The organism is Psychrobacter pocilloporae (assembly GCF_029872915.1).
GTDB classification, from domain to species: domain Bacteria; phylum Pseudomonadota; class Gammaproteobacteria; order Pseudomonadales; family Moraxellaceae; genus Psychrobacter; species Psychrobacter pacificensis.
Genome location: NZ_PGFT01000001.1, coordinates 2,847,699 through 2,864,610, shown reverse-complemented (window position 1 = coordinate 2,864,610; position 16,912 = coordinate 2,847,699). Strand labels below are relative to the sequence as shown.

The 16,912-nt window shown below is 45.1% G+C and carries 16 protein-coding genes; 10 read left to right on the top strand and 6 right to left on the bottom strand.

Features of this window, described 5'->3' with window-relative positions:
- The first annotated feature begins 320 nt into the window (after positions 1–320).
- On the top strand, positions 321–950 hold the full coding sequence (locus CUR83_RS12235) for a superoxide dismutase (protein WP_075107319.1): 630 nt from the start codon (positions 321–323) through the stop codon (positions 948–950).
- A 98-nt stretch (positions 951–1,048) separates the two neighbouring features.
- On the opposite strand, the gene CUR83_RS12230 is transcribed toward CUR83_RS12235, so the two are convergent.
- From CUR83_RS12230 to CUR83_RS12220, 3 genes are all read right to left on the bottom strand, one after another.
- Entirely contained in the window at positions 1,049–1,561 is a 513-nt protein-coding gene (locus tag CUR83_RS12230) for a hypothetical protein (protein ID WP_071002888.1), read from the bottom strand.
- Positions 1,562–1,695: 134 nt separating this feature from the next.
- Entirely contained in the window at positions 1,696–2,514 is an 819-nt protein-coding gene (locus CUR83_RS12225) for a DUF72 domain-containing protein (RefSeq protein ID WP_284719738.1), read from the bottom strand.
- 70 nt (positions 2,515–2,584) lie between these two features.
- Positions 2,585–3,646: a polyprenyl synthetase family protein gene (locus CUR83_RS12220; protein ID WP_284719737.1), complete on the bottom strand. Its 1,062-nt coding sequence runs from the start codon at positions 3,644–3,646 to the stop codon at positions 2,585–2,587.
- Positions 3,647–4,451: 805 nt separating this feature from the next.
- Between CUR83_RS12220 and fadB the strand changes: the two genes are divergently transcribed.
- From fadB to CUR83_RS12200, 4 genes are all read left to right on the top strand, one after another.
- Positions 4,452–6,611: a fatty acid oxidation complex subunit alpha FadB gene (gene fadB, locus CUR83_RS12215; protein ID WP_071002891.1), complete on the top strand. Its 2,160-nt coding sequence runs from the start codon at positions 4,452–4,454 to the stop codon at positions 6,609–6,611.
- Between the two features lie 233 nt (positions 6,612–6,844).
- Positions 6,845–8,017: an acetyl-CoA C-acyltransferase FadA gene (gene fadA, locus CUR83_RS12210; RefSeq protein WP_071002892.1), complete on the top strand. Its 1,173-nt coding sequence runs from the start codon at positions 6,845–6,847 to the stop codon at positions 8,015–8,017.
- Positions 8,018–8,301: 284 nt separating this feature from the next.
- The gene (locus CUR83_RS12205; RefSeq protein WP_058025121.1) at positions 8,302–8,877 is read left to right on the top strand and encodes an isochorismatase family protein; all 576 of its coding nucleotides are present in this window, start codon (positions 8,302–8,304) and stop codon (positions 8,875–8,877) included.
- A 130-nt stretch (positions 8,878–9,007) separates the two neighbouring features.
- A complete protein-coding gene (locus CUR83_RS12200; protein ID WP_277077261.1) occupies positions 9,008–9,637 on the top strand; it encodes an HD domain-containing protein in 630 nt (209 codons plus the stop codon).
- Between the two features lie 91 nt (positions 9,638–9,728).
- Here the strand turns inward: CUR83_RS12200 and asd are convergent, their stop codons facing one another.
- On the bottom strand, positions 9,729–10,562 hold the full coding sequence (gene asd, locus CUR83_RS12195; RefSeq protein WP_212564128.1) for an archaetidylserine decarboxylase: 834 nt from the start codon (positions 10,560–10,562) through the stop codon (positions 9,729–9,731).
- Positions 10,563–10,691: 129 nt separating this feature from the next.
- Between asd and dtd the strand changes: the two genes are divergently transcribed.
- The 3 genes from dtd (at position 10,692) to phoR (ending at position 13,169) form a co-directional block, all read left to right on the top strand.
- Positions 10,692–11,144, top strand: a complete 453-nt coding sequence (gene dtd / locus CUR83_RS12190; protein ID WP_212564129.1) for a D-aminoacyl-tRNA deacylase — start codon at positions 10,692–10,694, stop codon at positions 11,142–11,144.
- A gap of 112 nt (positions 11,145–11,256) precedes the next feature.
- Positions 11,257–11,961, top strand: coding sequence for a phosphate regulon transcriptional regulator PhoB (gene phoB / locus CUR83_RS12185; protein WP_058025125.1), 705 nt, complete (start codon positions 11,257–11,259; stop codon positions 11,959–11,961).
- Positions 11,962–12,053: 92 nt separating this feature from the next.
- Positions 12,054–13,169 (top strand): phosphate regulon sensor histidine kinase PhoR, encoded by a 1,116-nt coding sequence (phoR, locus tag CUR83_RS12180; RefSeq protein ID WP_093070394.1) that lies wholly within the window; start codon positions 12,054–12,056, stop codon positions 13,167–13,169.
- Positions 13,170–13,236: 67 nt separating this feature from the next.
- Here phoR and CUR83_RS12175 read toward each other — a convergent pair whose 3' ends face one another.
- Entirely contained in the window at positions 13,237–13,827 is a 591-nt protein-coding gene (locus tag CUR83_RS12175; protein ID WP_093070392.1) for a M23 family metallopeptidase, read from the bottom strand.
- Between the two features lie 196 nt (positions 13,828–14,023).
- Here CUR83_RS12175 and CUR83_RS12170 point away from each other — a divergent pair, with 196 nt between their 5' ends.
- Positions 14,024–14,752, top strand: coding sequence for a putative quorum-sensing-regulated virulence factor (locus CUR83_RS12170; RefSeq protein ID WP_227511617.1), 729 nt, complete (start codon positions 14,024–14,026; stop codon positions 14,750–14,752).
- Between the two features lie 85 nt (positions 14,753–14,837).
- Here CUR83_RS12170 and CUR83_RS12165 read toward each other — a convergent pair whose 3' ends face one another.
- On the bottom strand, positions 14,838–15,803 hold the full coding sequence (locus CUR83_RS12165; RefSeq protein WP_186473539.1) for an alpha/beta hydrolase family protein: 966 nt from the start codon (positions 15,801–15,803) through the stop codon (positions 14,838–14,840).
- A 305-nt stretch (positions 15,804–16,108) separates the two neighbouring features.
- On the opposite strand from CUR83_RS12165, the gene CUR83_RS12160 reads away from it, so the two are divergent.
- A complete protein-coding gene (locus CUR83_RS12160) occupies positions 16,109–16,792 on the top strand; it encodes an LOG family protein (protein ID WP_075107332.1) in 684 nt (227 codons plus the stop codon).
- Positions 16,793–16,912: the final 120 nt, after the last annotated feature.

Genomic DNA, 16,912 nt, shown 5'->3' with positions numbered 1-16,912 from the left:
GCTGTTGTTATAATAGTGACCAAGCTACAGTGAAATATATCTTATAGCTTGTGAATATTAAGTTAATAAAAGTCTATAGAGTCAAACACTTGGCTTTTGGACGAACAATAACAGCTAGGTTAATTTTGGATTCATAATAATACGTGATACAGTGTTAAGCAATCACGTGTATTAAGCGATAACATTCACTTCAAACAACAAACTCAGCCAATTTAGCTCGATACCAAGTGTTTCTATTCTTAAGGCGTATCTATTTTAGGTATGTCTGTATTTAGAGAGACAGTAGTATGAGTGGCCAAATAAGCAAGGATAAAATAATTATGTCAAATATTACTTTACCAGATCTCCCATATGCAAAAGACGCGCTAGAGCCACATATCAGTGCCGAGACGCTAGAATATCATCATGACAAGCATCATGCTGCTTACGTAAACAAGTTAAATGAGCTACTACCAGGTTCTGGTTTAGAAGACAAAACCTTACCAGAAATCATCAAAGCAACTGCCAAAGATGACAGCAAGCAAGGTATGTTCAACCAAGCCGCTCAGGTTTGGAACCACACGTTCTACTGGAACTGCATGACGCCAACCAACGGCGGCGGCGAACCTACTGGCGATCTAAAAGCAAAAATCGAAGAAGATTTCGGTAGCTATGACAAGTTCCGCGAAGAGTTCAAAAACGCAGCATTGACTCAGTTCGGTTCAGGTTGGGCATGGCTAGTCGCTGATAAAGTGGGTGGCAAACTATCAATCGCCAAAACTGCTAACGCTGATACCCCATTGGCACACGACCAAGTCGCTGTATTGACTTGTGATGTATGGGAACATGCGTACTATGTAGATTACCGTAACCGTCGTCCTGACTACGTAGATACCTTCCTAGACAAGCTCGTGAACTGGGACTACGCAAACGCAAAATATAAAGGTCAAGACGCAGGCGTTGAAGAGTAATCTTGACGCTTAAGTTTCGATTAATAAAAAAGGACGCTGAGAGGCGTCCTTTTTTTGGTTTTAATGGACAGTTTGGGAGCCGCTAATGAATATAGACCTTATTTAATTGTTGTGTCCTCTTCAATAGCAATCACATCAGCATCTGTTATAAACACTCTATCTGTTAGGCATGACGCATCACCTTTAGTAGCATAAACCACGTTATTTTTAGGTAAAGCGCCGCCGCCTGTGCCTACTTGTACATCCAATGGCACTTTAATATCTCCTAGCATAACAGCATTTTCCTCTATTAAAAAAGTGGCTTTGCCTTGAGGAAAGACAGGGGTTATAAAAGCATCTTGTCCAGTAAGCTCAAGCAATAGACAATTATTTTTAAGTACAAACTCGCCATAGATAATAGCCACCATCTGTGACTCAGATGGATAATGAGTAAAAAGATCAGTCGGTCTTTTACGAGCTTTTTTTTCTTCTATAACAACTTTGGCTGGCTCTACAATAACGTCTTTTTGTTCCATATTATTTTTATTTATATCTATACTTTTTGTTGTACTGACACAACCCAATTGAAAGCAAGATAATAAGACTAGGGTAAGTACAAAACGATGTTTCATAATTGATACCAGTTGATAATATTTAGTAGACGTAATTTGGTTTTTTAACCTAGCTTTGAAACTTTGCAAAGATAAAATGCTGGGTTAAAAACCCAGCCTACAAATATAGTTAAGATTATTATTTAAACTTAATCCTACAAAACCTCAAACCCAAAATTACCCAACGCTTCTCGCAGCATCGCAATATTATAGTACGCGTGCGCCTTCACCGTATTTTGAAAAAAGATATATAGCACATCAAAATGCTGACGCTGATTGGCAATCGCTTGCGCCCAGCCCTGCATCTCCGCCTCACTATAGCGGTAGTCATGACGATCAGCCGCGCTCATCGCATCCCACCAGCTCAAATTATTGCCATGCATTCGCAGATATCCCGTACGTTCGGTAAATATCAGGCGCGAGGGCGGCAGCCCGCTGACTTTGGGATAATCGACACTGCACCAAATCAGCCCTTGTTCGCGAAAGCTATCCACCACTTGCGGCGTGTGCCAGCCGTTATGACGAAACTCGACTGCTAGCGGATAATCGCCAAACCAACTGACTAGATTGGCTAGATATAGCCGATGCTCACGAGTACGATCAAAGCCATGTGGGAACTGGAGCAGTAACGGCGCTAAAGCATCTGTTTCAATAAGTGGCGACAAGGCGTTAAGAAAAGCCTGTGCGTGTGCGGCAGTGCCTTTACGTGCATGAGTAAAATCTTGGTGCAGCTTGACGGCAAACTTCAACTCGCTATCGGCTTGTACGTAGGCCTTATCAATCATACCGGTAAAGGCTTTTTGCCCGATGGGCGCATAGAATGTGCTGTTTATTTCGACTGCACCGTATTGTTTGGCGTATTCACGTAAAAAGTCGGTCTTTTTGGTGCCTTGTGGGTACAGCGTGCCGAGCAAATCCGTGTCGCTATAGCCACCAGTGCCGAGGTAAATGCGCGGGGTAGGGTTACTGTCCATGTTGACCACTCACTGCCGGTTGAGGTGATAAAACTTTCTGAGCTGTTTTTATTCAGCGGCTATTCACTAGCTATTTCTTACGTGACCACAGCCATTCAATCAATGCCAGTAGCGCATCATTGTTTTTGACAGTGTTGTCTTGATTATTGCTAAGTTCACGGCTGATAGCCGCGCGCCCATCATCAAATAGCGATTGCGCATAGCTGGTCGCGTCATCGACGCCCATCAGTTTTACATAGGTAGATTTGTCCAATTTTTCATCGCTACCCGCAGGCTTACCAAGCGTATCAGTCGTCATCGTGACGTCCAATACATCGTCTTGAACTTGAAAGGCAAGACCGATATGTTGGGCGCACTCTTGCAATGCCATACGCTGTGGAGCCGTTGCGCCAGCACAGACGCCGCCCATGAGCATCGCCGCTTCAATCAGTGCGCCTGTCTTGTCACGATGGATGGCTTCTAAATCGTTTTGCACAATATCAGTACTGGCTTCGGCATTGAGATCCAGCATTTGACCTGACACCATGCGTCTAGCGCGCGGGGCAAATATGGCCAATAGCTGACTTGCAATATGCGCATCGAATGGCGCAAAGGTTGGCATTTCCGCGGTCAATACTTCAAACGCGAGCGTCTGCAATACATCGCCTGCCAGCAGTGCCGTCGCTTCATCAAAGGCAATATGAGCAGTCGGTTGCCCACGGCGCAGCTCGTCATCATCCATACATGGCAAATCATCATGCACCAACGAATAGGTATGTAGTAGCTCTACGGCCAATGCAGCACGGCGCGACATATCATAGTCTGAGTCGTTTTCTAGCAATGAGTCCAGATCAGAATTGAGCATGTCGATGTCGTCATTGCGCTCGTCTTTACGTTCACTATCACCGCTATTAATACTGGCAAAAGCACTGGCAACCATCAATGGGCGCACCAATTTACCTTGTCCCGTCATGACATAACGACAGGCGTCTACCAGTGGACTAGGCAGCTTGGCATAAGCAAACAAGACCTCAATATCTTTTGCCAGTTGCGCGCGCACAGCACCATGAAATTGCTCAGTGCTTTGAAAAGAGACAGCGTTAAAAGGGGCAAAGCCAGAAGAGATAGCGCTAGAAGTAAGGGAAACCGTCATAATCCAACCATTTATCAGGGATACAATGAAAACTTATTAAGGATAAGGTACAAACGGTATTAGTGTAGCATGATAGGCCATATTGCTCGTGTGAGACACGGTATCAATCGTTTGTTTTTTGCATTTTATAGCTCTGATTTATCCAAAAACGAGGCAATACAATCGTAATCTTACAACAAGTCTTGGTTACGCATCGCTGATGTCACTTGCTGGTTGAATATGTTTTGATAAAAGCGCAAGCTAAGTAAATTATATTAATTGGGCTACACCAACGGTTTATCACCCTTGAGGTGGTAGACCGTAAAGACGAGCAAGACCGAATACATTCAAAATAGCAACTCAGTATACAAGTATTCACTAAGACACTTTGCGCATAAGGTAAATGCCTACAGGTGATTTAAGAGTGACTTGCGAGTATGGCATTAGCTTGTGACAGTTGGGGGCATAATCCCCTACACTAATTGACGTGAAAATGGTCTGATATTGACTGTAATGGGTTTTTACTGAGCGTATTAATTCAGCAATTGTCAGTGTTAGACCATGTCTCAGTCAGTATTTTAATAGCGGTATTTGCAACATATAAATGAAGCGCCGTGTAATGGGGTACAAGAGACGTCAAAATAAGTATCAAATCATGAGCGCTGGATAATAAAGACACCTTCACTGTGCGCCCGCTAGTGGTTTGTCGTCATGACGATGTTTGTCTTGAAGGCGGCGCACAGTGCTATTACCCATTTTACTAACAGTAACTGGCTATTTATTTTAATTCAAAACGTAGCTTTCGTTATATAGAAAGGAGTTTCAAATGGTATACCAAGGAAATCGCATCACGGTGACAATGCTAGAAGATGGCATCGCCAACATGCACTACAACGCCGAAAATGAGAGCGTGAACAAATTTGATGCCGAAACCAACAAACAGTTTGGTGAAGCCGTGACTGCTTTAGAAAAAGCGGACGACGTCAAAGGTCTTATCGTCACTTCAGGCAAAGGCGTGTTTATCGCTGGGGCTGATATCACAGAGTTTGTGGCTTCTTTCAAAAAATCAGAAAGCGAGATCAAAGATTGGGTCGTTCATATCAATGACGCTTTCAATCGTTTTGAAGATTTGCCATTCCCGAAAGTGGCTGCCATCAATGGCGCGGCAATGGGCGGCGGCTGTGAGATGACCTTGGTTTGTGAATACCGCGTCATGAGTGACAAAGCGATTATCGGTCTACCAGAAACTCAGCTAGGTATCTTCCCAGGCTTCGGTGGTACGGTTCGTAGTACGCGTATCATTGGTATCGATAACGCGCTTGAGCTTATCGCCACTGGCACACCAAAAAAACCACTTGATGCGCTAAAACTCGGCTTGGTTGATGCAACCGTACCAGCTGACGACTTGCAAGATGCAGCCATTGATTTGGTCAAAAAATGTATCTCAGGTGAGCTTGATTGGCAAGCAAAACGTGAAGAAAAACTGGCTCCTGTTAAGCTAAACCAGCTTGAGCAAGCCATGGCATTTAATAGTGCCAAAGGTGCTATTTTCGCTAAAGCCAATCCTAAGCAGTACCCAGCACCAGCTCTTGCTATTGAAGCGATTGAAAAGCACGTCAACCTACCACGTGACAAAGCGATTGAAGTTGAAGCTGCTGGCTTTGCCAAAGCGGCCAAAACCCCGCAAGCAGAGAGCTTGGTTGGTCTATTCTTAAACGATCAGCTAGTCAAAAAACTGGCCAAAAAACACAGCAAGCTTGCACATGATATCAATGAAGCCGCTGTGCTAGGCGCTGGTATCATGGGTGGCGGTATCGCGTATCAAGCGGCCAGCAAAGGCTTGCCAATTATCATGAAAGATATCAAGTCTGAGCAATTAGATCTTGGTATGGGTGAAGCCAGCAAACTGCTTGGTAAAATGGTTGAACGTAAGAAGATGACCCCAGCGAAAATGGGTGAAACCTTAAGCCGCATCCGTCCTACTTTGAACTATGGCGACTTTAGCGAGACTGATATCGTCATCGAAGCGGTCGTAGAAAATCCAAAAGTGAAGCACGCGGTACTCAAAGAAGTCGAAGGCTTAGTCAAAGAAGACGCGATTTTGGCTTCGAATACTTCAACGATCTCTATTACGCATTTAGCAGAAGTGCTTGAGCGCCCAGAAAACTTCGTCGGTATGCATTTCTTCAACCCAGTACATCGCATGCCACTCGTTGAAGTGATTCGCGGTGAAAAATCTTCTGAAGAAGCCATCGCGACTACCGTAGCACTCGCCTCAAAAATGGGTAAAGTGCCAGTTGTGGTCAACGACTGCCCAGGTTTCTTGGTCAACCGTGTCTTGTTCCCATACTTTGGCGCGTTTGATTTATTGCTCAAGCAAGGTGCTGACTTTGCTCATGTTGATAAAGTCATGGAAAAATTCGGCTGGCCAATGGGCCCTGCATACCTAATCGACGTGGTCGGTCTAGATACAGGTGTACATGGCGCAGAAGTGATGGCGGATGGTTTCCCTGACCGCATGAAACCAGACTATAAAGGGGCGATTCAGCATCTATATGAGAATGAGCGTCTCGGTCAGAAAAACGGCGTAGGTTTCTATAAATATGAAACTGACAAGCGCGGTAAGCCAAAGAAAGTCGCTGACGACGCCACTTATGAGCTACTTAAAACCACGACAGATAGCGACAAAAAAGAGTTTGATGATCAAACCATCATCGACCGCACTATGCTGGCTTTCTGCAACGAAACGGTTCGCTGCCTAGAAGACAACATCGTCAGCACGCCTGCCGAGGCTGACATGGCGATGATTATGGGCGTCGGTTTCCCGCCATTCCGCGGTGGTCCTTGTCGTTATATCGACCAAATGGGTCTCGATAACTACTTGGCACTATGCGAAAAATACGCACACCTTGGCAAAGCTTATGAAGCGCCGCAGAAGATTCGCGATATGGCAGCCGCTGGCGAGACTTTTTACGCCACAGCGTAACGAACATACCGTATTAGGATAAGTGGGGTGCGTTTGCTGACGTCGCTATCGGTGATAAAAAAATAGCAGACGCACCGTTTTGGTCGGTTTTATCAGGTCTGGCCTGCCGCGATAATATCCAGCGCGAAAACATCTAGATAGTTATCGTACTGATGTACGGATCGCGTGATAGATGGCTATAGAGCCCGATTAAATCGACAACACTGACAATAAAAATTGAAAAGGAAGATAGTATGACAACTTTAAGTCCAAAAGATGTGGTCATCGTAGATGGCGTACGCTCGGCGATGGGAAGATCTAAAAACGGTATGTTCCGCCATGTACGTGCGGATACCATATCCGCTGAACTGGTACGCGCGCTAGTAGAACGTAACGACTTCGATACCAATGACATCGAAGATATTATTTGGGGCTGTGTCAACCAGACCTTAGAGCAGGGCATGAACATCGGTCGTAATATTGGCCTATTGGCAGGTATTCCAAAGACTGCTGGTGGACAAACGGTTAACCGTCTGTGCGGCTCATCTATGCAGGCACTACATACCGCAGCTGCACAAATCATGACCAACCAAGGTGATGTGTTTATCATTGGCGGTGTTGAGCACATGGGTCACGTCGGCATGATGCATGGTATTGATCTAAACCCTGCCGCTTCTAAGCACTATGCAAAAGCCTCAAATATGATGGGCTTGACCGCTGAGATGCTAGGCCGTATGAATGGCATTACGCGTGAAGAGCAAGATGCTTTTGGTCTTGAATCGCATCGCCGTGCATGGGCTGCGACCACTGAAGGCCGTTTTGATAATGAAATCATCGGCATCGAAGGTCATGATGCAGATGGTCGCTTGCAACTATGTACCGTGGATGAAGTGATTCGCCCTGATGCAACCATGGAGCAAATGCAAAAACTGCGCCCAGCCTTTGACCCTAAAGGCGGTACAGTGACTGCTGCGACGTCATCTGCACTCTCTGACGGTGCGTCAGCGATGCTAGTCATGAGCGCACAAAAAGCCAAAGATCTTGGTCTAAAGCCGCGCGCCCGTATTCGTAGCATGGCTGTCGCTGGTTGTGACGCAGCGATTATGGGTTATGGTCCTGTACCAGCCACCAACAAAGCCTTGAAGCGTGCTGGCATGAGCATCGATGACATGCAAACCATCGAGTTAAACGAAGCCTTTGCCGCACAAGGCCTATCAGTCTTAAAAGCGTTGAACTTGACGGACAAGCAAGATATCGTCAACATCAACGGTGGCGCGATTGCTCTAGGTCATCCACTAGGATGTTCAGGTGCTCGTATCACAGTGACATTGCTCAATGCAATGGAGCAGTCAGATACCGAGCTTGGCCTTGCAACCATGTGTATCGGTCTGGGTCAAGGTATCGCGACTATTATCGAGCGTGTTTAATTTTAAAATCGGCAACCAGTTTGTAACATTTGTTGATTAAAAATATTCTAATAATGACCCCTAGCCGTGATGGCTGGGGGTTTTTTGTGAATATAATAAGCGAGTTAATGCTTGGCGTAGTAAAGAGCACACAGGTACGTATGAAAATTATCTCCATTGACGCATTCAAGAAACTGTGACTAAATAAGGGTGAGCTGAGCTAAGATGTTATTGATGACAACTCTAATAATGACCATTCTAAAATAGCTTTTTATAATAAATATCAGCCGTACAAGGAGTGTACTATGTCTACCATGATTACTGATCGTACTTACCGAATTGCTCGCGAAAACACCCAAGCGATGATTATCGATGTACAAGAACGCCTCACGCCGTACATTTATGATCACGAAAATATCGTCAAAAAAACAGTGACCATAATCAAAGGACTGCAAGCGCTTGGTATTCCCATCATGCTCAACGAGCAGTATAAAAAAGGATTGGGCGATAGCTTGCCAGAGCTTCGTGATGTGCTAGAGGGCGACAATGCAAAGAGCTTTGAAAAAGTCACCTTTAGTGCCTGCGATAACAATGACACATGGCATCATTTAGCGCAGCAAAACCGTAGTACCGTATTGCTTATCGGAGTTGAGGCACACGTCTGTGTGCTACAGACCGCGCTTGATTTGCTAGACAATGGTATGCAACCGGTCATTATTGGCGATGCCGTTGGTTCGCGTTTTCCATACGACAAAAAACAAGCCATTCGCCGTATTCGCCGTGCAGGTGGGATAATCTCGACAGTAGAAACCATTTTGTTTGAGTTGTGCCGTAGCAGTGAAGACCCTGCTTTCAAAACCATTCTGAATTTGATTAAGTAGATGGTTATATAATAGGGTGCTCAGTCATTTGACCCAATGACTTATAAGAGATAGCGCTTGATAACATCAGCGCTATTTTGTTGTTAGCCACACCGTAATGTGTAAAATTATCAAAAAATCAGAGAGAAATATGTCTTCAAACACACTGACGTCATTGACCGATCAAAAATCCGTTGTAACTATCGATATAGAGGACGTCACTCATTTCTTACTAGAGCTAGATGCGCTCAAACGCGTGAATCGCCGTAGTTACGTGACTGAGACTGATCGCAGAGAAAACTCTGCCGAACATTCTTGGCACTTAGCAATGGCATGCTGGTCGATCGCTGAGTTGTTTGAGCTGGATGTCAATCATGAACAATTGCTAAAGATGGCACTGGTACATGATTTGGGCGAGATTGATGCGGGCGATACGTTTTTGTACGCCGACTCGCGTCATGATGCACATGTTGAGGAGCGAGCGGGTATCGCCAGATTGCAAGGCGAACGCGGCAATGGGATTGGCAATTTGAGTGAGATTTGGGAGGCGCAAGAGACAGGCAGTAGTAAAGAGACTGCGCTACTTAAAGTGGTCGATCGCTTACTGCCATTTTTGCTCAACTTAAATACTGAAGGCAAAACGTGGCGTGAGCTTGGAGTGACACGTAGTCAAGTGGCAGGTGCACATGCGTTTATTCAAGACAGCTTTGCTCCTATTCATAAATGGCTATCACACAATATTGACTATGCGACCCAGCAAGGATGGTTGATCGACGCGTAAATCTATAAAAACGCTAGGTATAAAAAAGCCCAGTTGAGCATTGTGATATACGCTTCACTGGGCTTTTATTTTTTATTATATTAGAAATAAATTACGGTTTCGTGACACCCAGTAATTGACCCATTTTTACAAAACTATTGGCTTTCATGGTCTCTTGCCAGTCGGCTTTTGCTGCTTTTGGCAACACTACGATAGCCGTTGATCCTAAATAAAAACGACCAAGCTCTTCGCCTGCCGCAAACTGCATATCGTGATCCGCTTCTTGTATATCATCCGTGCGGGTAATTTTGCCAGTGGCGACGGTTTCGATACCAGCGACAATCATAGCGCCTACCATGACAACGGCCGCTTTGCCATACTTGGTATCAAATATGCAGACCAAACGCTCATTACGCGCAAACAAGTCCGGCACATTAGCTGCCGTGGTATTGTTGACCGAAAACAGCGTACCAGGGACATAGCGAGTCTTGGTCAGCGTACCGGCAAATGGCATATGAACACGGTGGTAATTGCTAGGGGCTAGATAGATTGTCGCAAAACTACCATCGGCAAAATAACGGCCATCTTCGCTATCAGCCAGCAATTGGCCAACGTCATAGTGACGCCCTTTGGCTTGTAGCATTTTATGATCTTTAATTTGCCCAAGCTGAGAGATGATACCGTCAGCAGGACTAACGATGCCGTTTGCGGTGGTATCGATGGTGCGAGCATCTTCTTTTAGTTCACGGGTAAAAAAGTCATTAAAACTCTCGTAAGCATTAAGGCTCTGGCGCTCATACTCATCTAGGCTGATATTATAAGCTTTGGCAAAACCACGGATAAAGGTGCGTTTGACATAAGGATGACGACTGGCGGCCAAACGTCCAGCGACTTTACTGAGCTTTTGCTGCGGTACCAGCTGTTGTAAGGTGGTAAATACATTCATAATAAGGCTACCAAAATAGGATGTGATGTCATTATTGCATAGGCAAGTTAATGGCCATATTTTATCATGGACAGCGTATTATTGTCTGACCATAAACTGTAAGCCATTTATAAATAAAGAAGGTCGTAAATGAAAGCACTGATACAACGAGTGAGCCGTGCCAGCGTCACTATCGATGAGCATTGTGTTGGCAAAATTGATCATGGGATATTGGCCTATATTGGGTTGGGTCATGATGACGATTTCGCCGCCGCCAAGCGAATGATTGACAAAATATTGACCTATCGCATTTTTGAAAATGATGACGATCCTGCCAAATTTGGTAAACTGGATAAAAACGTCCAGCAAGTCGGCGGCGGATTGTTATTAGTGTCACAATTTACGCTGATGGCAAAAACGGATAAAGGTCGCCGCCCTGACTTTGATGGCGCGATGGCACCTGATGCGGCCCAAGTGCTGTTCGAGCAACTCATCGACTATGCCAAAACCCAGTATCCGAATGTAGCCACTGGTCAGTTTGGCGCTGATATGCAAGTTGAAAGCATCAATGATGGACCACTTAATTTTCTATTGGAGATCTGACATCAGAGTGTCATCAGGCTGTCATAATTAATCCGTTTAATAGATAGAGACTGGTGAGTATTTATCGCCTTTTTATATGCCAGATTTTGTCCGCTAACACCGAGAATGTCCTATGTATAATGAGAAAATTTTGATTGTTGAAGATGAACCTGCGATTCGTGAAATGGTTGTGATGACGCTAGAAATGGCTGGGTTTGATAGCCTACAAGCGGCTGACGTATCAGAAGCGCATCAGCAAGTGGTCGATCATAGACCGTCATTAATATTATTAGATTGGATGTTGCCCGGAGACAAGAGCGGTGTTGATTTTTGTCGTATGCTCAAAAGCGATGAGATGCTCTCTGAGATACCCGTCATTATGCTAACGGCCAAAAGCGAAGAAGACAGCAAGGTTCACGGCCTAGATGCAGGTGCAGATGATTACATGACCAAGCCTTTTTCGACGCGCGAGCTGATTTCCAGAATCAAAGCCGTCTTGCGCCGTAGTAGCGCGATGAGTAGCGACAAGCCTATCGAAATTGGTCAGCTGAGTCTCGATACCAAAAGCCAGCGCGTGACAGCCGCAGGAAAAGTCATCGAGGTCGGCCCGACAGAATATCGTCTACTGGCATTTTTTATGAGTCACCCAGAGCGCGCTTACACAAGAACGCAGCTGCTCGATCAGGTTTGGGGCGGTAACGTTTATATCGAAGATCGAACCATTGATGTACATATCAAGCGTCTACGTAAACTACTGCGTCCTTATGATTGTGATACATTGATACAAACGGTGCGCGGTACAGGCTATCGGTTCTCTAGTCTTATTGAGCCAAGCTAATCTTATATAAGTTGATTTTTGATAACTTGATCTTGTATGAACAATGCCACCATAACAATAAATAAAATAGCGGATAGTGGTAAGGATAAGAAATGAACAAGATAGCGCCAGCAAAAAAGAAAAAAGACCATAACTATAATAATGACCAGCAAGATGCGCCAGCACAAATCGCTAGCCAAAATGCGGCGGAGCAATTAGAGAAAATCAGAAGTGCGCTGCGAGCATTGCGAGATGCGGTCATCTTACTGAATGAAGATGATGGGTTAGAGTGGTGGAATCAGGCGGCGCAGGATCTCTTGTCACTGCAGCCAGCTGACAAAGGCCAAAGTGTGTTTGACTTTATCATTGTGCCCGAGTTTCGCCAGTACTATCAAAACACCACCCTGCCCAATGATGGTATTCATATAGAATCGTGGCGCGATCCCAGTCGTTATCTAAAGTGTGAGCTCACGCCTTTTGGTGACGAGAAGCTATTGTTTATTTATGATGTGACCCGCGTACAGCATTTAGAGCAAATGCGCCAAGACTTTGTGGCGAATGTCTCTCATGAGCTACGCACGCCGCTGACAGTAATGATGGGCTATTTGGAGAACTTCTCTCACCAACCAGACATGCCGCCACAGTGGCGTCGCGGTTTTGAGCTGATGACCCAGCAAACAGCCCGTATGAATCGAATCGTAAATGACTTATTACTGCTCTCCAAGATTGAAATCGAAGAGACGCATGAGTTTAATGATGTCGATATGACCAAACTCCTCACCAATATCTATGATGATGCACAGGCATATAACCAAGCGTACAAGCACACCATTCATTTGCACATAGATACCTATGACGGGTTATATGGGTCGGAGGTGTACTTGATCAGCGCCTTGTCCAACTTAGTCATTAATGCGATTAAATATACGCCAAAAGGCGGTAATATTACCATCAGTTGGACGCAGACATCGGATGGGTGCCGATTTGCCGTTGAGGACGATGGACTTGGTATCGCACCAGAGCATATTGCGCGTTTGACGGAGCGCTTTTATCGTATTGATAAAGGGCGTAGTCGTGCCACAGGCGGTACAGGATTAGGGCTGGCTATCGTGAAGCACGTTTTGCATCAGCACGAGGCGCAGTTGCAGATTGACTCAATAGAGGGAGAGGGGTCGACATTTAGTGTGGTATTTCCAGCCGCGTATGTGAGATCGGCTGCGACAAATTAGTACAGGCCTTGCCCATATTGTTTAGACTCGTCATGCGGATTTATTTAGCATGCCTAATTTAGTATACCTAGTCTTTTTGCAACAGCGGGTAAGGGTTGACGGCACTGCCATTGATATAAATACCGTAATGTACATGTGGCGGTGTCCCTTTTGCGTTACCGCTGTCACCCACATAACCGATAATATCGCCTTGATTGACCCAATCATTGGGCGCAATATCGGCATAGTCTTCTAGATGCGCGTAATAATGACCAGCACCGCCAGGCCCTACCACGACGACCACGCGCCCACCCAAGTTATTCTCACCAACCTTACTCACAATTCCCTGCGTGGTTGACTGTATCGGCGTGCCACGTTCTGCAAAGATATCGATGCCTTCATGTGAGCGCCCTTGACTGCGTGCCGCACCCCACGTATCGGTCAGACGCTTGTCTGGTAGCGGATTTGGCAAGCTGTTCTCTGTTGGCAGTTCTTGTTGTAATAGGCTCATCTGCTGCCATTTGGCGACCACAAACGATTGGGTCTGCTCGCTAATGCTGGGTAGCAGCTTATCAAAGACAAATAAAAACCCTAGCAATACAACCGCCTTAATCAGTACGCCGAGTACACGACTGACAAAAGAAGGCTTCGGTGGTTGGTTTTTTCCATCTGCTAGCATTGATGTCTCTTATCTGTTTGGTATTGTCTGAATCCCTATTATAAAAGCCCTATCTGCTAAGGTATGTATCGCATTGTTATCTATGGCTTTTATCCCCATAAATACAGGTGTGGTTAAATACAAGCACAGCAAATATAACTTTATCTACTTAACGCTTCGGTTGAGCGATGATGGTGCTATGGATGGTTAATTTTTTATGAATGATGCTTTGAACACCGCTGACATGACAGATACGGCTACTATGGCTGAAACAGCGCTTGTCATCGATACTGAAACCGATCAAGGCCGTGATCCGAGACCCATTCAAGTGGCGACGATCAACGTGGCAACTGGATTTGAATGGATGAAGTACTTCAATAGCGGCCGCTCTATATCCCCTGCCGTCATCAAGGTGCATGGTATTACTGATGCTGACGTGGCTGGTCTTGAGCGTTTTGAGCTGGATCAGTTTGAGCTGCCAGAGTATTTGATTGGTCATAATGTACGCTTTGATTGGCGAGTGATTGGCAGCCCTTCTGCTAAGCTGATTTGTACTGTGAGACTCGCGCGTGCTGCCTTTCCAGAGTGGCGCGCTTATGGTCAGTCTAAGTGTATCGAGCAATTATTGGGTAAGGGCGAGGCGAGCACGATGACGATTGCCGCTCATGATGCGCTAGGGGATGCACGGATGTGTTATCTACTTTATCAAGCCTGCTGCGAGCGTTTAGAGATTGCGCCGACCGATTTTGCAGCGGCACATGCTATCTCAAATAAAGCGACGCCTGTGAGCAAGATGCCATTTGGCAAGCATAAAGGTAAGCCAATCAAAGAGGTGCCTATCAGCTATGTTAAATGGATGATAGGCAATATTCATAATATGCAGCCGTCACTGTATTCTGCCCTAAAGAAGCGGATAGAAGCAGAAAAAACAAACAATGCTAAGTAATAAAAGCGCATTTACCGACTTTGTGTATTGATACAAATAAATGATATCAGTCGCGACGGCCTCTTATACTGATGGATGAACAACGCTATTCACCTTTACTAAACCAATCTACTGCCATTTGCCACAGCTCTGGCGCTTTAGCATTGGTTTTACTGCTAAAGTAGCGCATGTGACCGATATGATTTAATCCGAAATCTTCAGGATTTAAAAACCGCTTTTCGACGGGCATGTTCGTAAATACGCGTATCATGTCATCCATGTTTTCGCTATTGGCAATATCATCATCACTAAAGCCAAGCCACAATGCTGGCATGCTGAGTGCATCGTAAAAATGGGTGTGTATACTTTTACCAAAAGCAGTCTTGATATAGCCTGCGCCATTACACCATTCACGCCATTGACGAGCCACGCCGCGCGGTAGTGGCTCGCCCATGCCGATTTTGTCTGATGGTGTGTACCCTAAGGTTAAGTTTGATAGTGGGATAAAGGCATCCATAAATCCCATGGCTTTGAGCTTATAAGGCATGCCCATGTTTTTGATACGGCCTGAAGAGCACGCGACATTGAATACGGACGTAATCGCCTGATAATTTGGCATCAAACCGATAAGCTGGCCACCTGCACTATGACCGATAAGGTGGTAAGACGCCTCAGGAAACTCATCTTGCAGCGCATCAAGTACGGCAGGCATATCGTGTCGCCCCCAACTTATGAGCGAAGCATCACACTTTGCCAGATTGGTCGAAAGCGACTCACCAATCCCTTCATTATCAAAAGTCAGTACGCCAAAGCCGCTCTCTGCTAAATAGATAGCAAAGCTATGATAAAAATGACGTCTGATTCCTGTGGCGGGCGCGATCATAATCGCTGTTGTCGTTCCCTCTTTAGGACGATAGACGGTCGCGGCCAACACTCGATTGCGATCGGTCATGATGCTCAACGAGTACGTGTCGATATTGGTTGCGCCATCAGCAATATTAGGACTAATCAAAGGATTGTTAATAATACTTTCTGCATACTCTGCGGCAGAAACAGCGTTGTGATTATCCATCGTGATACCTTTATGTTTTTTATGAGTAGATAGTGATTATTAAACTGCGATGAGTCATCAATTCCCATCTTTAAAATGTAGTTGTTGCGTAGTGATAAATCGTTGTGACTATGTGGTAGCATTGCTTATGTTAAGATAAATACTAGCGAGACAGGTACTCAAATATGACTTTCAAGTTTTGTATGACTTGGTTGAACTCATTCTATAAATGATATGCATAACACTATAAATGAAACGTGTGGTATTTGACCTTTACGAATAACAAACACTCAATAAAAAAATGATCGATAAATTAAGGAAACTATATGCAAATGAAAATCAACGATGATACTTATGATGTAATCACGAGCAAAGATATCACCAATATAGAAAAAGCCGTGGATAAATCAACACTAACGATGCCGCTAGTGGCCGTATATTGCGGTTCACGCTTGGGCAACAATGATGTGTATGAGCAGGCAGCACGCGAGCTTGGCAGTGCGTTGGCAGATAACGGTATGGGACTGGTATATGGCGGTGCTAGCATTGGTCTTATGGGCGCGGTCGCAGATGAGGTCATCAAAGGCGGCGCTGAGGCGGTAGGCGTCATTCCAACCTTTATGCTCAAGCACGAAATCGCTCATGAGCAGCTGACTCGCTTGCATTTGACCGATACCATGCACACGCGTAAGACCGTTATGGCAGAGTATGCTGATGCCTTTATTACCTTGCCGGGCGGACTGGGCACACTAGAAGAAATTATGGAAATCGCCACATGGCGTCAGCTGTATCAACATGAAAAACCAATGATTATTCTCAATATCAATGGTTTTTATGACCGTATGATTGAGCATCTAAAATATACCACCGAGCAAGGGTTTATGAAGCAGCAAGATTTAGATCGTTTGGTGGTGTGCAATACCATCAACGAGGCAATCGAGATGCTACAGACCGTCGTGACCATCAATGATCATGTAGATACAGAAAAAATGGCTGGTAGCAACAGCTAAGCTTTATAAAATCGAGCAATTAAAAGCAACCACGTAAAAAAGGAGCAGATAACCGATTATTGGTTGTCCGCTCCTTTTTTATAGTCAGTTTTATATTCATAAAGCTAACCGTAAACGCTA

Excerpts from the sequence above, each read along its gene's own strand:
- CUR83_RS12235 (WP_075107319.1), top strand. The coding sequence starts at position 321 with ATGTCAAATATTACTTTACCAGATCTCCCATATGCAAAAGACGCGCTA.
- CUR83_RS12230 (WP_071002888.1), bottom strand. The coding sequence starts at position 1,561 with ATGAAACATCGTTTTGTACTTACCCTAGTCTTATTATCTTGCTTTCAA.
- CUR83_RS12225 (WP_284719738.1), bottom strand. The coding sequence starts at position 2,514 with ATGGACAGTAACCCTACCCCGCGCATTTACCTCGGCACTGGTGGCTAT.
- CUR83_RS12220 (WP_284719737.1), bottom strand. The coding sequence starts at position 3,646 with ATGACGGTTTCCCTTACTTCTAGCGCTATCTCTTCTGGCTTTGCCCCT.
- fadB (WP_071002891.1), top strand. The coding sequence starts at position 4,452 with ATGGTATACCAAGGAAATCGCATCACGGTGACAATGCTAGAAGATGGC.
- fadA (WP_071002892.1), top strand. The coding sequence starts at position 6,845 with ATGACAACTTTAAGTCCAAAAGATGTGGTCATCGTAGATGGCGTACGC.
- CUR83_RS12205 (WP_058025121.1), top strand. The coding sequence starts at position 8,302 with ATGTCTACCATGATTACTGATCGTACTTACCGAATTGCTCGCGAAAAC.
- CUR83_RS12200 (WP_277077261.1), top strand. The coding sequence starts at position 9,008 with ATGTCTTCAAACACACTGACGTCATTGACCGATCAAAAATCCGTTGTA.
- asd (WP_212564128.1), bottom strand. The coding sequence starts at position 10,562 with ATGAATGTATTTACCACCTTACAACAGCTGGTACCGCAGCAAAAGCTC.
- dtd (WP_212564129.1), top strand. The coding sequence starts at position 10,692 with ATGAAAGCACTGATACAACGAGTGAGCCGTGCCAGCGTCACTATCGAT.
- phoB (WP_058025125.1), top strand. The coding sequence starts at position 11,257 with ATGTATAATGAGAAAATTTTGATTGTTGAAGATGAACCTGCGATTCGT.
- phoR (WP_093070394.1), top strand. The coding sequence starts at position 12,054 with ATGAACAAGATAGCGCCAGCAAAAAAGAAAAAAGACCATAACTATAAT.
- CUR83_RS12175 (WP_093070392.1), bottom strand. The coding sequence starts at position 13,827 with ATGCTAGCAGATGGAAAAAACCAACCACCGAAGCCTTCTTTTGTCAGT.
- CUR83_RS12170 (WP_227511617.1), top strand. The coding sequence starts at position 14,024 with ATGAATGATGCTTTGAACACCGCTGACATGACAGATACGGCTACTATG.
- CUR83_RS12165 (WP_186473539.1), bottom strand. The coding sequence starts at position 15,803 with ATGGATAATCACAACGCTGTTTCTGCCGCAGAGTATGCAGAAAGTATT.
- CUR83_RS12160 (WP_075107332.1), top strand. The coding sequence starts at position 16,109 with ATGCAAATGAAAATCAACGATGATACTTATGATGTAATCACGAGCAAA.